Origin of the sequence: Natronorubrum bangense (genome assembly GCF_004799645.1) — an archaeon.
In the GTDB taxonomy this organism is placed as follows: Archaea; Halobacteriota; Halobacteria; order Halobacteriales; family Natrialbaceae; genus Natronorubrum; species Natronorubrum bangense.
Window position 1 is genome coordinate 550326 of the sequence record NZ_CP031305.1, and the last position, 13411, is coordinate 563736.

Consider the following 13411-nt stretch of genomic DNA (forward strand, 5'->3'; position numbering starts at 1 on the left):
AACGAACACCCACACCCACGGAGGAATCCATGACGCTAATGGTCGACATTCGAAAGTTGAGTCTTATCAATGAAATGGCGAAAGTCGGGACGAACGGCGTCGCCGACAACATGAGCAAATTGACGGGCGAGAACGCCCAGATGGAGGTCACGAAAACGAACTTCATCGACATCGACGACATCGGATCACAGCTCGATCCAGGCAAGCGAGTCGGCGTTCGCGTCCGATTGCTCGATCCGCCACACGGACACATCCTCATCCTCTTCCCCGAGGCGAGTGCAAAGAAAATCACGGCGATCATGCTTCGAGACGTCGTCGACGACATCTCCGACGTCTCGGGTAAGATGGCCAGAAGCGCCGTCGAAGAGATGGGGAACATGATGGCGAGTGGCTTCATCGACGGCTGGGCCGACGTCCTCGGTCGCGCGATCGATATCGCAGCCCCCCAACTCGTCTATGCACAGACAGGGGAGATCGTCACCCGGACAGCCGGGCTCGGTGGCGACGATCTCGCGCTGTTTTTCGACTCCGATCTGACCGTCCCAAGCTATCAGATCGAGGCCGAAATATACGCCTTCCCCGAGTTAGCGGAGTTCGTCGAAATGGTCAACAACATGGAAACGCCGACGACATGAAACTCGACGTCAACGCACTCGGAACGTTCTACCGGATGGCTCGAGAGGGTGCCGGACTCGCCGCTGGCCGGTTGACGCATATGACCGGCGTCGAGACACAGGTCGGCGTCACGAAACTCAACTTCATGCGCGGCGAGGAGATCCGCCGAGAGTTCGAGGACTCGACGGAGAAAGTCGGCGTCCGTGTCAAACTGACCGGTGCGATCGAGGGCTACTCGATGATCGTCTTCGAACGAGAGAACGCGTTTCGCATCATCGAAACCCTGCTCTCGGAGTCGGGCGCTGACGACGCTGTTGACGTCGACGGCGAGTTCGATGAAATGACACAAAGCGCCGCGACCGAAGTCGGCCACATCATGAACAGCGGGTTCGTCGATGGCTGGGCCGACGTGCTGGAAGCAGTGATCGACGTCTCAACCCCCGAGTTCGTCGAAGGACAGTCCGCAGAACTCTTCTTCGGCGACATCGAGGAGACGCCCGACGACGATGACCTCGCGTTGCTCTTCCAGAGCCAGATCGAAACCGTCGGGACTGAAATCGGCTTCAGCCACTACCTCTTCCCGAAGCGGGCGTCGATGGCGTCGCTGCTCGATCGGCTGCGAACGAGCGGTGGCATCGAGTACGATAAACTCGATGGCTTCGACCGCATGGCTGAGCGCGGCGCCAAAGAGATCGCCAACACAGCCACGACGCTGACTGGCATCGAAACCAGCGTCGATATTCGACGGCTGAACTTCGTCTCACTCGAGGCCATCCCCCAACAGCTTCCGGACGAAACGCTCGTCGGCGTCGCCTTCGAGTTCGATGGGATGCCAAGCGGCTATCTACTCTTCCTGTTCGACGAGGAGTCCGCCCACGAGATCGTCGATGCGATGGTTCCGATGGCTGTCGACGAGGACGGGTTCGGCGAGATGGGGACGAGCGCGATCAAAGAACTCGGCAACATCATGGCCAGTGGCTTCCTCGATGGCTGGGCGAACGTGTTGGATACGACGATCGACCACTCACCACCGGAGTTTATTCACGACATCGGCGCCGCAGCGGTCGATCCCGTGATCATCCAGCTCGGCGAGAACCAAGAGTTCACGTTCGTCTTCGACACCGTCGTCATGGCCGACGGCCGTGAATTCGACTGTGAAGTGTACGCGATCCCGGATGAAAACGACTTAGAGCGTGCGCTGAACGACCTCGAGGTCGATCGCATCGAGGAAACGCCGACGACAGCTGAATTTCAGGAACTCGATAACACATGAAGACGTACGGAAGCGAGCCAGGTGCACCGACACCGGTTCAGGTCGGAATCTCTGAGCTGGTTGTCAGCGAAGGCGACGATACGCTCAAATCCTACGGATTGGGGTCGTGTCTCGCGATCGCGCTGTACGATCCGGACAGAGAGATCGGTGGACTTGCACACGTTATGCTACCGGATGGTGATGCTGCCGAAAACAGCGATCGCAAGCCCGGCAAATACGCCGACACCGCGATCCGGGCACTGCTTCGACGGATGGTCGAACAGGGCGCCAACTACACCGCCGTTGAAGCGAAAATCGCCGGCGGCAGCGATATGTTCGAGTTCGAAAGCTTCGGTGAGGGAGTTGGCCAGCGAAACATCACCGCGGCCAAGGCGGAACTCGAGAAACTCGGCGTCCCGCTCATTGCCGAAGACGTCGGCGGTGACCACGGCCGAACCGTCGAGTTCACACCTGGAACGGGAACCCTCATCATCAAAACCGCTGACAAAAGCGTCGAACACGGGGTGACGGAGCTGTGACCAACGAGGAGTTCGATGCGCTGTTGGCATACGTCGAGGACGAACTGGCGTTTGCGACGAGTCACTACAACGATAGCTATCTCGACCGGCGAATCTCCTCGCGAATGCGTCGGACCCAAAGCGAAACGTACACCCAGTACCTCGACACGCTTCGAGCTAATCCCGACGAACAGACGGCGCTGCTCGAGGCGCTGAGCATCAACGTCACCGGTTTCTTCCGGAATCCCGACGTCTGGTCGGGAATCCGTGAGGTACTGCAGTCTCTCAGCGACGCCAACAACACCGTTCGCGTCTGGAGTGCCGCGTGTGCTGACGGCCGTGAGCCATACTCGGTCGCGATGCTCGCTCACGACGATCCACTTATCGACGAATCTGCCGTCACAATTCTTGGGACTGATATCAGCGAACCGGCGCTCGAGACCGCCAAAAGTGGCGTGTACGAGGCATCCAGAACCATCGATCTCGATGAGCAACTTGGCTTCCTCGACGACTACACCAGATACGTCGATCGAGACGGCAACACGTTTCGGCTCAAAGACGATGTCAAACGTAACGTCACCTTCGAGCGCCATGATCTGATCAACGACGAGCCTAAAACGGGGTTCGATCTCGTGATCTGCCGGAACCTGTTTATCTACATCGACAACGAGTACAAACAGTCGATGCTTCGGACGATCGCCCGCTCGATCCGCCGAAACGGCGTGCTCGTCATCGGGAAGGCAGAAACGATCCCCCCAACCCTCAAGTCCGCGTTCACCGTTCGTGACAGTCGACTCCGGATCTATCACCGGGAGTCGACAGAGACGAACGGCCTGGCCTGTAATCAGCCAAATCCAAACTCGAGACCGTAAGATCGTAGCCGTTCTGGACGCCGATCACGGCGGTTGAAACACACACGGGAGCTTACATACTGGCACACCGAACACTCACCAATGAGTGCACTCGACCTGCAGGCCTTTGTCGATCGTTCCCGGGTGCTCGTGGATTCGACACCCCCTACGACGGGCCGGGAAACACGTGCCTGGCTCGTCGACCCGTTTCTCGCGACACTCGGCTGGGACATCCACGCCGACTCGTGTGTAACCGATACGACCGTCGACGGCACAGCCCTCGAATACGTCTGCTCGGTCGATGGGATCCCAGCGCTGTTCGTCGCCGTCGAACCGCTCGACGGCTCACTGAGCAAATCTCGCGCCGTGGCGCTTCTCGAGACGATGGCCTGGACAGGCGTCGACCGCGCAATCTACACCAACGGCGAGACGTTTCTCTTCCTCGCCGGCACGACCGATGTCGAACAGCTCGCATGCCAACTGCCGTCGCTTTCTGACCACGAATCCGCACTCACACACTACTCACAGGCAGCGGTTTCTCGTCGCCTCGAGCGCCACTCCCGCACATTCGTCGCCCGCCAACTCGCTGTCGAGCGGCCGGCACTCCTCGAGTCGATCGTCACAGCCCTCACGAATGCAACCGAACAGGGCGACGTGTACACCACGGAGTTCGAATCTGCCACCGAACGATTCCTCGAGCAACTCGTCGCCTCGTTTGCGGATGACACTCGCGGGCCTGTCGCTGGTGACCTCGAGTCGTCCAGCCCCACGGACGTCTCGGTTCGGTTTTCCGAAACCGATATTTCGGACGACTCTCCCGTCGACCAGCAGCCGGTGACCGAAACCGAACCGTCACGTGATGACACCGCTGGTGCTTCTAGTTCCGACAGAGGACCATCGGACCAACCCGATACGGACTCGAGTGGTTCCAGTGGCGACTCTAGAGCCGACGCCGCCGACACCGATTCACCGACGCCGAGAGAGCGCAACGTTGAGGACTCGGGCGAGTCAGCGTCTACTGACGACGGCGAGTACGTCGTCCGGTTTTTCAACGACCACACCTCCATCGGCGCGATCGGCCACTCGAGTTCAGCACAGGCGTTGCTCGGCACCGCGGAGTATCTTTTCGACCGTGGCCTTTCCGGCGTCTCTGTTCCCTGGCAGCCCGATGAGACAGCCGACGACTGTGCCGTCCTGAACGACTCACCAACACACGCCGATGGCTCGCCGATGACTGCGCCACAGCAGCTCTCGAACGGGCTCTATCTCGAGACCGCCGGAACCGTCGACGACCACGCCGCTCGCGTCGACGCGCTCGTGGCTCGAGCCGGCTTGCGAGCGATGTTGACCGGCGACTGGGAGCGAGAATAAGCTGTAACAGTTAGTACTCGAGGTCGACTTCGACGATGGTGACGACGACTCGCTCGAGGTCGCTACATGTCCGTTTGATCTGATCACTTTCGTCGGCAGTATCCGTCCAACTGCCCTCAGTATCGAGTATCGAATCCCACGCATCGTCGTATGCAGTATCGCCCTCATCGATCGCGATAGAAACGCTGTCGACCTCGTCGGTGTAAACAGCACTACTGCGGCTTTCGACGGACATCGTGACGCCCAGTCCGCTGCTGCTCTGGACCGATCGGTCGTCTGCCGAGATCGTAACGAGCGAGATGACCGCTGCCTCGCGATCATCGCTACACACTATCTGGGGCTGTTTGCGAACGAGACTCCACTCTTCGGAGTCATCACCACGGACGAGGCCACCACCTTCGTAGGCGATCCGATCACCATCCGACGTATAAGCGAACTTGCCCAAATCGAGCGTTTCGCCGGTGGTGTAATACTGCGAGAAGTTCGCCTTATCTCTGTCAGTATGATTAATTGATTTGTTCTCACCACGTTTCTCGATCAAAATGTCGAGATTGGTTCCACTGTCACTCGATCTGACAGCCCCATCTCGCAACGAGAGTTCGCCGTAACGCTGGTTGATGCCGCTGTATCGGATGACGTCGTTGAAGTTGTCCGCAAGCGCGTCCATCGCCCGCTCGGCGTTGACGAGTTGTTCGTTTTCCTGGTAGTCGTCCATCGCCTGAAACCCGGTCGAGTACAGAATGCCGACAGAGCCGAGGATAATCGCGAAGACGAGAACGAATGCGACGACTTCGGAGACTGCCCGGTCGTCGTTCCGGGGTCGTCCGCTGGCGTCTGGCTTATGTTGTTTCATCAGTCCACCGCCTCCAGTTCGATACCGTCACCCTCGTATTTGATTTCAATCGTCCCGCCTCGAACGGACTGTGGCGGTTCCTTGATCTGGTCACCGTCGACTGCGACGGGTACGTAGACCGTTACGTCGATGTCCTGGGCAGTCAGTCGTAGACAGGTCGTCGAATCGTTAAGCAATGAGGCATCCACCTCACTACAATCCTCTTTCAACGCCACAGAGTACTGTGAGTTCGCGACGGATCGTGGGTGCTCGGCTGTGAGCGTGACCCTATCGTTGCTCTCGTTTGCGATCTGATCGACGTTATCGATCTCACCCGCCAGTCGCTCGCCGACGGTCTCGAGTGACGTCTGTGCCGACCGTTCGGTCTCCGTCTCGAGCATCGTACTGCCGGACATCAACAGCATGGCGATGAGGATCGTCGTGATCCCGATCGTCAGGACGTGTGTGAGCGCGATCGACATCCCGCGGTCCGTCTCGTGTCTGGGTCCGATCATGAGTTCTCTGGGCAGTCGCTAGCTTTGATCGTTCGTTCTTGTTCGTAGTGGTGCTCGTTCGAGTCGTACGTGATCGTGACGGTCGCATTGTCGCCTGCATAGATCTCATCAGCGTCCGCGCTGATATTCACCACTGCTGGACTCGAGTGGGCAGTCGAATTCTGATACAGATCATTGAACGCCGTGATGTTCTTTTTGGCCAGATCATCGTCGTCCTGCTCAGCGATCAGACATCCGACCCCTTGTTGAATCTCGAGTTCGGTCGCTTCAGCAGTGGTCGCACTCTGGCCCGTCTCGGATGACGAGAGCGTCTCGGTGTAGACGACGCCGTTGAACACGACGACGACGCCGAGGATGATGAACGCGAGCGCGAGCGCGCCGATGAGGATCACTTGTCCTCGCTCGGTTCGAGTAGACTCACACGAGCGATTTCGCTCTCGACGTTCGCGAAGACGATCAGTCACCATACGGCGACGCGCACCTCCACCACGTTGTAGACTTTGGAGTCATCATCAGTTGCTCGAGGAATTGGATAGTCATCATTTTCATCAACTGTTCCAGGACCACCCGTCAGTTCGTCATCCTGAAATAATGTCACCATGTAACTCGCAGTCACCGCTTCGGATTCGCCCTGATAGACGAGATACTCGCTTTCGTATTCGTCTTCAGATTTGTTCCAGTAGACGAGTTCAACGTTGTAACTCATCCCACGTTCGGTGAACCGGTCCGAGAGGATCTCTCCGAGGACGAACTCGTCATACAACTCTGTCTGGTTCGATGCGTTGTAGTATCCTGTCACAGAGTCGCTTTCACTCGGATTGTGGAACTCAGAGGGGTCTGCACTGTCGCTGTCGTTCCAGTAGCGAACCATCTCGGAGAGATTCTTCTTTTCATCATGGTCCGCCGCCGCAGCGACGACGAGTGCATCCTGTGTCTCCTGTTGAACCTGTGATTGGGCCGTCCGGTCTGCTAACCCACCCGTCGTCGGCGTGATGACGACCGACTGCAGTGCCAACAGGATCGCCATCAAGACGATCATGGCACTGATGAACCCCTCGAGAGTGTAGGCCTGTCCTCGGTCACTGTCGTTCGTAGAGTCGACTCGAGGCATGGTTACCACACCCTCACGACGAGTCTGTACGCCGCCTCGTCGCCGAGGCCTGATGGCGGCTCGTTGATCGTCACGATTCGGGCCGAACTGGCCGCTGACTGACCGTTGTACTCGTGACCGATCGACATGACCGTTTCGCTCTCGTTGAGCTGTTCGATCTGCACGCTCACTTGGTCGCCTGCGGTCCGAAGGCCGACGCGCTTGTCCAGTTCGCCATCGGCTTCGTCGAACGCGGTCCCGTTGATCGTGTTCGGTGACGTATCCGAATCCGACAGATTGTCCACCAGCCGATCCGCGATCCGATCCGCCTGTGCCGTCTGTCCGCCGCTGACTGACGAATCGAACGGCGTCAGAATCGTCGGCAGAAAGGTAAAGACGAAGGCGACGGCCAGAATGAACACGCCGATCCCAACCGCGAAATCCTGCGTGGTCTGGCCACGATCGCGCAGCGAAATCGACAGCGTCCGCTGGCGGCGGCCTCGAGCCCGCCCATTCCGGTTTTGCGTTCGTTTCCGAGTCATCTCAGGCCACCAGTGTCCAGCCGACGAGTGCGACTGTCGCGAGGATGACGGCGTATTTCAGGCCGCTGAGCAGGTCGGCATCCCGGATGTAGCCACAGATGAACCCGGAGATGATCGCCTGCATCGTCACGGCGTGGAAGAACAACACCGAGAGCATGTCGACCTGAATGTTGTCGCTCAGGTCGGCCTGTGCGAGTTCGCCACCACCACCACCGCCATCCGTGTCGCCACCGGTGGACTCGAGGCCAGCCATCGTATCGATGAACTGGGTTTTGAGGATCGCAATCACGGCAAGCACCGTCATGAACGTCATGATGATGATCACGACCTGCATCCGGGTTCGGGACTTGCGTTCCCGTTCGATGTCGTCGTGGTTCTCGCTGGCGCGGGCGGCCGTCCGAAGGACGTCCGAAATCTGGTTCGACGCCTCTTGGGCTTCCGTGATCAGTCGGGTCGTCCGAGCGAGGCGAGGGATGTGGTATTTGTTGTTAAATTCGATGAACGCCTGTTTCAGGCTCGTTCCGTAGTTGACCTTCGTGTGCATCACCTCGAACTCGCGCGCCAGCTTCCCGCTGGTCGTCTCCGAGACGGCCTTGAGCGACTCGAGCAACGTCAGCCCGGTGTCGTTCGAACTCGAGAGTTTTCGGAGGTCCTCAGAGAGCTGGCTGACGACGGCGTTTCTGTGCCGGACGTTCCACTCGCGGAAGATCGCCAGCGGAATCGCCATGATGTACAGCGGGACGTAGACGTAGATGAACGTCCCCCAGACGGCGTTGCCAAGGAGCTGGTCCCACGAGGTGGGGGCCGAGCCGTTGACCATCGCCATGGTGACGATCACGAGCGATGCGGGCAGTGTCAGCGCGAGCGTAAAGAGGGGGTTGTCCCGGAAGAAAATATGTGGCCTGCGGAGGACTTCCTTCGTCTCGTAGGTCCCCTCCCGGTTTTTGATACGGTCAAAGACGCTGTGTTCGCCCGTGAACTGCTCGATGAGGCCGAGATTTAACACGCCCTGATCTCGTTGGGTCTCAGTCCGCTGTTCTGTGTTCCCCATCGAGAGGTAGCCATCACCCGGCTCGTCGTGTTTGACCGTCGAGACTAACACGAGAAAGCCGATTCCGGTCAGTGGAATCAGCCCGTAAACGGTCATGTACAGCATCTGATCCGTCACCTCCGCCTGCGGAATCATCTGCATGACGACCATGATGATGATCAGCAAGAGCGGAAACAGCGACAGCGTCATGTACATCTCGCCGAACAGCTCGAGCGTCTCGAGTGTGAGTTCCTGTTCTTGCTTTGCAGTCCGCAGATGCTTTTCTTTCTTGTCTTCCAGAAAGCTCTCCATGTCACCGCCGCTGTTGACGATCGAGAGCATATCCGTCAGAAACTGCGACAGCTCGTCACTCGGCGTCTCGAGGGCCTGTTTTCTGATCGCGGTTCGGTAGTCGATATCGAAGTACTCAGTCTCTTTGACGATGCTCTGGAACTCCATGGCCACCTCGCCGTAGGTGTCGTCGGCCTGGGCCATCGCCTCGATGATCTCGAGTTGGTTCAGGCCACCGACCGACAGCGCGTACATAAACGAGACCGAGTCGGTCAGCAACATGTTGATCTCGCGTTTGCGAGCCGAGGCACGCGAGTAGGGGATTGCAACGAGCGAGCCGAAACCGAGCGCAAAACCGATCGAGCCAAAGATGAGGCCGGTGACGAAGACGAGCGCCGGCACTCGGAACGTTTCGATAAGTTCGAGGACCAGTTCGCTGCTAACCGGAATGCCGAGAATTTCGTCGACCTGGACGAGCCCTGTTGCGAACAGGCCGTATCCGAGCAACAGCCCGAGCAACCACAGTGCAAGTCCGCTGATAAAGCCGATACCGAGTGCTCTGGAGAGATAGAGTTCGACCGTATCGGTCATCCGAGCCTGTGCGAGTTTCGTCTCGACGTCGCTGACGAACTCGCTGTCCTCGCTGAACAACCGATCGTACAGGGGATAGAACGTCTCTCCTAAGATATTGGAGCCGCCCGAAATCCCGCCGGAGCCGCCACTGCTGTCGGTCTGTAAGCTCATGAGTCGGTCTCCTCGTCACTGTCGTCGAACAGCCTGGTGTCCTCGTCGTCGTCAGTCTCGTCACGCTGTCTGAAAATCGAAGTATCGGTCTGAGCGTGCGCACTGCTATCGTCGAACAGCGAGCCGTCGTCTGTCTCATCGTCGTCGTCGGTAGAGAAGATCGAATCGGAGTCGCCGGCGAAGATCGACTCCGATTCGTTGGCGGCGGATTTCGAATCAGTCACACTGCCGGAATCCGTGCCTGCTTCGGCATCGGGTCTCTCCTTCGCCATCTCTGCTGCGGTGTCGCTCTCGTCGGTTGTCTCGAGTTGATCGCTGAAATCACCTGCCGTATCGTCGTCCGAGTCGGGATCGAAGATAGACGCGAAATCGTCGTCCTGCGACACCGATTCGAAGGCAGCGTCGTTCTGGCCCGTCTCGGCTGTGTCGTCGAGTTTGTCGACCGTCTCATCGATATCATCGAAGAGGCCACCAAGCGCCTCGTCCGTAGAGTCATCTCCAGGGTCTGCGTCAGGCGTCGGCGGTGCCGAATCAGTTCCAGAAGCCGGCGCGGATGCGGGTTCGTCGTCAGCCGACGAATCGGCTGCTGTCTCGAGTTCGACTGGACGCTCGTCTCCTGTCTCTTCGTCAGCTGGACGCCCGTCGTCTGCTTCAGGCGTCGACTCGCCCGACTCGGGTTCTGCTGTCGGCGCGGGCAGTGTTTCCTCAGCGGCCGGCGTATCCGTCGCCGTCTCGGGTGTTGGATCGTCAGGACTCGAGTCAGCCGTCTCGCCGTCGTCAGTGATGTCGAACCCGGTATCATCACTGAGCCATGCAGGCTCGTCAGTGTCCTCGCTCGAGGCAGTGTCGAACGTGGTCGAACTGTCGCCGAGTTCCCACTCGTCTTCGTCGACACTGGTGTCGACCTCGCCGGCGAACTCGAACTCGTCGGTTTCGGCGCGGTCGACGTCGATCGTCTCTTCCTGTTCGACCCCGCTGAGTGCGCTTGCGAGGCCGCTTGGTACCTTCCCGCGGTACTCCTCGAACAACGACTCTTCGGCCCGCTCTAAGAGGTCCATCGAGAGATTGTAGGTCTCGTCGGTCGCCTCCGGCCGGGGCACGAGTTCCTCTTTCTCTTGATCGACGTCAATCAGAACGCTCTCCATCTCGCGTAAGTCCTCGAGGCTGTCTTCGAGATAGCCGTTTGCGATCAGCGTCAGGATCGTGTCCGGATCGTTGATAAACGCCTGAACCGTCGCTGCAACCTCTGCATACGTGTTCAGCCCGTTTTTGATGAGGTAGGCGATGATAACCTCGCGTTTGAACAGTTCTTCCTCGAGTTTCTCTTTGCTCCAGCCACGGTCGAACTGGATCTCTTCTAAGGTGTTGGAGTCCCCCATCTTGAGGAACTCGTCGGTTTCGGCCTGCCACTGATAGACGTCTTGAACGTTGATTTCGTCGTGTTCGGCCTCGTAGTGGTTGATCTCGGTCAGCGATTTGTTTCGCCGAACTTTCCGGCCCTGCACCCGGGTCTGGGTCTGGATCGAAACCAGATCCAGCGCCGTGAACATCGTCTTCGAGACGTTGATCGGGTCCGTCGTAAATCGTTTGAGGACTTCGTCGACGGAGTCGGCATGGAACGTCGTGTACGTCGTGTGGCCGGTCGACATGACCTGGAACAGCGTCCGGCCTTCCTCACCCCGAATCTCACCCATCACGATGTAGTCTGGTCGCTGGCGCAGTGCGGCCTCGAGCAGGTCGAACTCGTCGACGTCACCCTGTTCGTCGTCGGCGAAGGAGGGTCGGGTAACGCTCGCGATCCAGTTACGCTGTGGGAGTTCGACCTCGCGAGTGTCCTCGATGGAGACGATTTTCGCACTCGAGGGGATAAACAGCGAGACCGCGTTCAGCGATGTCGTCTTCCCGGATGCCGTCCCGCCGGCGAAGATCAGGCTCTTGTGGTTCTCGATGGCAAGCCAGAGAAACGCCATCTCATCGAGGCTGAACGTGTTCCAGTTGATGAGGTCGATCGGCGTGAACGGGACGTCCTTGAACTGCCGAATGGTGTAGTTGGTCCCGTGGTCAGAGACTTCTTGTCCCAGTGTCAACTGTGCACGCGAGCCGTCTGGCAAGGTCGCGTCGACCTGTGGGAGCCGTTTACTGATCCCCTTGCCCGACCGCTGGGCCAGTTTGACCACGAAGTCGTCGAGTTCGTCCTCCCCGTGATAGATGTTCGAGATAATCTGTTCGTATTCGGAATGGTAGACGAAAACCGGGGAGTTGTAGCCGTCGACGGAGATGTCCTCGACGTTGATGTCGTGTTTGATGCCGTCGATACGCTCGTAGCCGATGAAGTCCCGTTTGAGCTGATAGAGGAGCTTCTCGACCTGATACTCCGACAGCGTGTCCGGATCGTCCGCGAGAATCGCGGGTTCGGGTCGAACTGAGATGCCCTCGAGCGGTGTTGGTCCAGACTCCTCGTCCACATCGTCTTCGTCGTCGTCGAGCAACGTCTGCAGTGTCTCGAGGAGGTTCTTTTGGGTGCCGGCAGCGGATTTTTCGAAGAGGTCGTACCGCTTCAGCAGGCGTCGGGTTTCGTCTTCGATAACCGTCCGGCGGCCGTCCTCGGTTGCTTTCTCTTTGATCCCGTCCTCGGAGTATTTGATCGCCGTCCGAAGTTTGCCCGAGAGGAACTCCTGGAGTTCCTGCTCGATCTCGTTTCGGTACGGCTCGATCATGTAGTATTTCTTTTCGTTTTCCTTCTCGGAGTGGAAGATGACGACGTAGGCGTAGGGTTTGTTCACCCAGTAGCGCTCGACCTCCCGAAAGTGGGTCTTCTTGTCCATCGGGACGGCCTTCTCGAGATCGTAGCGATTGGAGACGGTGGTGTTGCCTGCAGCCGTCGAGAAGAAGTCATCTTCGTCGATCTCCTCTTGAATGTTGACGGTTCGTTCCTCGATGAGGTCGTCCAGAACCATCGCAGCCTCGTCGCCGGCGAACAGCCGCTGCTCGATACTGTCGGGATCGAATCCGAGCGCGTCTTCCTCGTCGTGACGAATAATCTTGCCATCGCTGTCGCGCGGCCGGGAGCCGTCGTCTTCGTAGTAGTACTCCCATTTGTAGTGTTCCCACGTCCAGACGTCTTTGGTGACAGGTGTCGTCTCCGGGTCGACGTACTCGAGAAATGCCTCTTGAAGCGTTTCGGCGTTCGGTTTCGCTGGATCAGCGATAACCGACTCGAGGGTGTCTGGATGTCTGCCGAGGTAGGAAGCGGGGTCGAAGTCGACCCGGTTCCAGTCATCCCCGTGAGGGACTGTCGGTTCGACCGTTTCGTCGGTATCGAGTCCAAGTTGGTCGTCAACCTCGGGTTCGGGGTCCGGGTAGAGCGCAGAAACTTCGTCACCGTGTCCGTGTTCTGCCATGAAATCCGCCCACGTATACTCTCCGACGCGGACGCCCGAATCCGAGTCCTGTTCGTGGGATTTTCGATCCGCCGACGCTGGTTCAGATGCCTCGTCTTCAGAAAAATTCCCGGCATCTGATTGGTCGGCCTCGTCAATAGCCATTGAATTCAACCTATCTTTCCCCCTTCAAAAAAGTCACGTGCATATTACCACATCTGATAACTTCGCGGGGTATAGTCACTAGTTCTGATACGAATGTGTGATTGAATGTAGTCATTATCTGCGTGTAGCGTCGTTTGATACCACAAGGCACACAACGGACAGCTCGGATGGATCATATGGGTAAACACACTGACTCAGGGACGTGACTGAGAGCA

12 protein-coding genes are annotated in these 13411 nt (G+C 58.3%); 5 read left to right on the plus strand and 7 right to left on the minus strand.

Annotated elements, in window-relative coordinates; genetic code table 11:
• Positions 1-29 precede the first annotated feature (29 nt).
• From DV706_RS02765 to DV706_RS02785, 5 genes are all read left to right on the plus strand, one after another.
• A complete protein-coding gene (locus tag DV706_RS02765) occupies positions 30-635 on the plus strand; it encodes a chemotaxis protein CheC (protein ID WP_049889838.1) in 606 nt (201 codons plus the stop codon).
• Positions 632-1888, plus strand: coding sequence for a chemotaxis protein CheC (locus DV706_RS02770; RefSeq protein ID WP_006066670.1), 1257 nt, complete (start codon positions 632-634; stop codon positions 1886-1888). The genes DV706_RS02765 and DV706_RS02770 overlap by 4 nt, the downstream gene beginning before the upstream one ends.
• Positions 1885-2406, plus strand: a complete 522-nt coding sequence (locus DV706_RS02775) for a chemotaxis protein CheD (protein ID WP_006066669.1) — start codon at positions 1885-1887, stop codon at positions 2404-2406. The genes DV706_RS02770 and DV706_RS02775 overlap by 4 nt, the downstream gene beginning before the upstream one ends.
• On the plus strand, positions 2403-3257 hold the full coding sequence (locus tag DV706_RS02780; protein ID WP_006066668.1) for a CheR family methyltransferase: 855 nt from the start codon (positions 2403-2405) through the stop codon (positions 3255-3257). The genes DV706_RS02775 and DV706_RS02780 overlap by 4 nt, the downstream gene beginning before the upstream one ends.
• 81 nt (positions 3258-3338) lie before the next feature.
• Positions 3339-4607, plus strand: a complete 1269-nt coding sequence (locus DV706_RS02785) for a hypothetical protein (RefSeq protein WP_006066667.1) — start codon at positions 3339-3341, stop codon at positions 4605-4607.
• A 10-nt stretch (positions 4608-4617) separates the two neighbouring features.
• Here DV706_RS02785 and DV706_RS02790 read toward each other — a convergent pair whose 3' ends face one another.
• The 7 genes from DV706_RS02790 to DV706_RS02820 are packed head-to-tail and all read right to left on the minus strand — an operon-like array spanning position 4618 to position 13196.
• On the minus strand, positions 4618-5460 hold the full coding sequence (locus DV706_RS02790; protein ID WP_006066666.1) for a DUF7289 family protein: 843 nt from the start codon (positions 5458-5460) through the stop codon (positions 4618-4620).
• Positions 5460-5954, minus strand: coding sequence for a DUF7266 family protein (locus DV706_RS02795; RefSeq protein ID WP_006066665.1), 495 nt, complete (start codon positions 5952-5954; stop codon positions 5460-5462). The genes DV706_RS02790 and DV706_RS02795 overlap by 1 nt, the downstream gene beginning before the upstream one ends.
• Positions 5951-6421 carry a hypothetical protein gene (locus DV706_RS02800; RefSeq protein ID WP_006066664.1) on the minus strand — a complete coding sequence of 157 codons (471 nt, stop codon included), beginning with the start codon at positions 6419-6421 and terminating at the stop codon, positions 5951-5953. Before DV706_RS02800 ends, DV706_RS02795 begins: the two co-directional genes overlap by 4 nt.
• Positions 6415-7065 carry a DUF7288 family protein gene (locus DV706_RS02805; protein ID WP_006066663.1) on the minus strand — a complete coding sequence of 217 codons (651 nt, stop codon included), beginning with the start codon at positions 7063-7065 and terminating at the stop codon, positions 6415-6417. The genes DV706_RS02800 and DV706_RS02805 overlap by 7 nt, the downstream gene beginning before the upstream one ends.
• Before the next feature lie 2 nt (positions 7066-7067).
• Complete coding sequence (locus tag DV706_RS02810) at positions 7068-7586, minus strand: DUF7287 family protein (protein ID WP_006066662.1); 519 nt, start codon at positions 7584-7586, stop codon at positions 7068-7070.
• Position 7587: 1 nt separating this feature from the next.
• On the minus strand, positions 7588-9651 hold the full coding sequence (locus tag DV706_RS02815; protein WP_006066661.1) for a type II secretion system F family protein: 2064 nt from the start codon (positions 9649-9651) through the stop codon (positions 7588-7590).
• Complete coding sequence (locus tag DV706_RS02820; protein WP_136350783.1) at positions 9648-13196, minus strand: ATPase, T2SS/T4P/T4SS family; 3549 nt, start codon at positions 13194-13196, stop codon at positions 9648-9650. The genes DV706_RS02815 and DV706_RS02820 overlap by 4 nt, the downstream gene beginning before the upstream one ends.
• Positions 13197-13411: the final 215 nt, after the last annotated feature.

What these genes read in the sequence shown, in the direction of transcription:
- DV706_RS02765 (WP_049889838.1), top strand. Translation starts at nt 30, where the DNA reads ATGACGCTAATGGTCGACATTCGAAAGTTGAGTCTTATCAATGAAATG.
- DV706_RS02770 (WP_006066670.1), top strand. Translation starts at nt 632, where the DNA reads ATGAAACTCGACGTCAACGCACTCGGAACGTTCTACCGGATGGCTCGA.
- DV706_RS02775 (WP_006066669.1), top strand. Translation starts at nt 1,885, where the DNA reads ATGAAGACGTACGGAAGCGAGCCAGGTGCACCGACACCGGTTCAGGTC.
- DV706_RS02785 (WP_006066667.1), top strand. Translation starts at nt 3,339, where the DNA reads ATGAGTGCACTCGACCTGCAGGCCTTTGTCGATCGTTCCCGGGTGCTC.
- DV706_RS02790 (WP_006066666.1), bottom strand. Translation starts at nt 5,460, where the DNA reads ATGAAACAACATAAGCCAGACGCCAGCGGACGACCCCGGAACGACGAC.
- DV706_RS02795 (WP_006066665.1), bottom strand. Translation starts at nt 5,954, where the DNA reads ATGATCGGACCCAGACACGAGACGGACCGCGGGATGTCGATCGCGCTC.
- DV706_RS02800 (WP_006066664.1), bottom strand. Translation starts at nt 6,421, where the DNA reads ATGGTGACTGATCGTCTTCGCGAACGTCGAGAGCGAAATCGCTCGTGT.
- DV706_RS02805 (WP_006066663.1), bottom strand. Translation starts at nt 7,065, where the DNA reads ATGCCTCGAGTCGACTCTACGAACGACAGTGACCGAGGACAGGCCTAC.
- DV706_RS02810 (WP_006066662.1), bottom strand. Translation starts at nt 7,586, where the DNA reads ATGACTCGGAAACGAACGCAAAACCGGAATGGGCGGGCTCGAGGCCGC.
- DV706_RS02815 (WP_006066661.1), bottom strand. Translation starts at nt 9,651, where the DNA reads ATGAGCTTACAGACCGACAGCAGTGGCGGCTCCGGCGGGATTTCGGGC.
- DV706_RS02820 (WP_136350783.1), bottom strand. Translation starts at nt 13,196, where the DNA reads ATGGCTATTGACGAGGCCGACCAATCAGATGCCGGGAATTTTTCTGAA.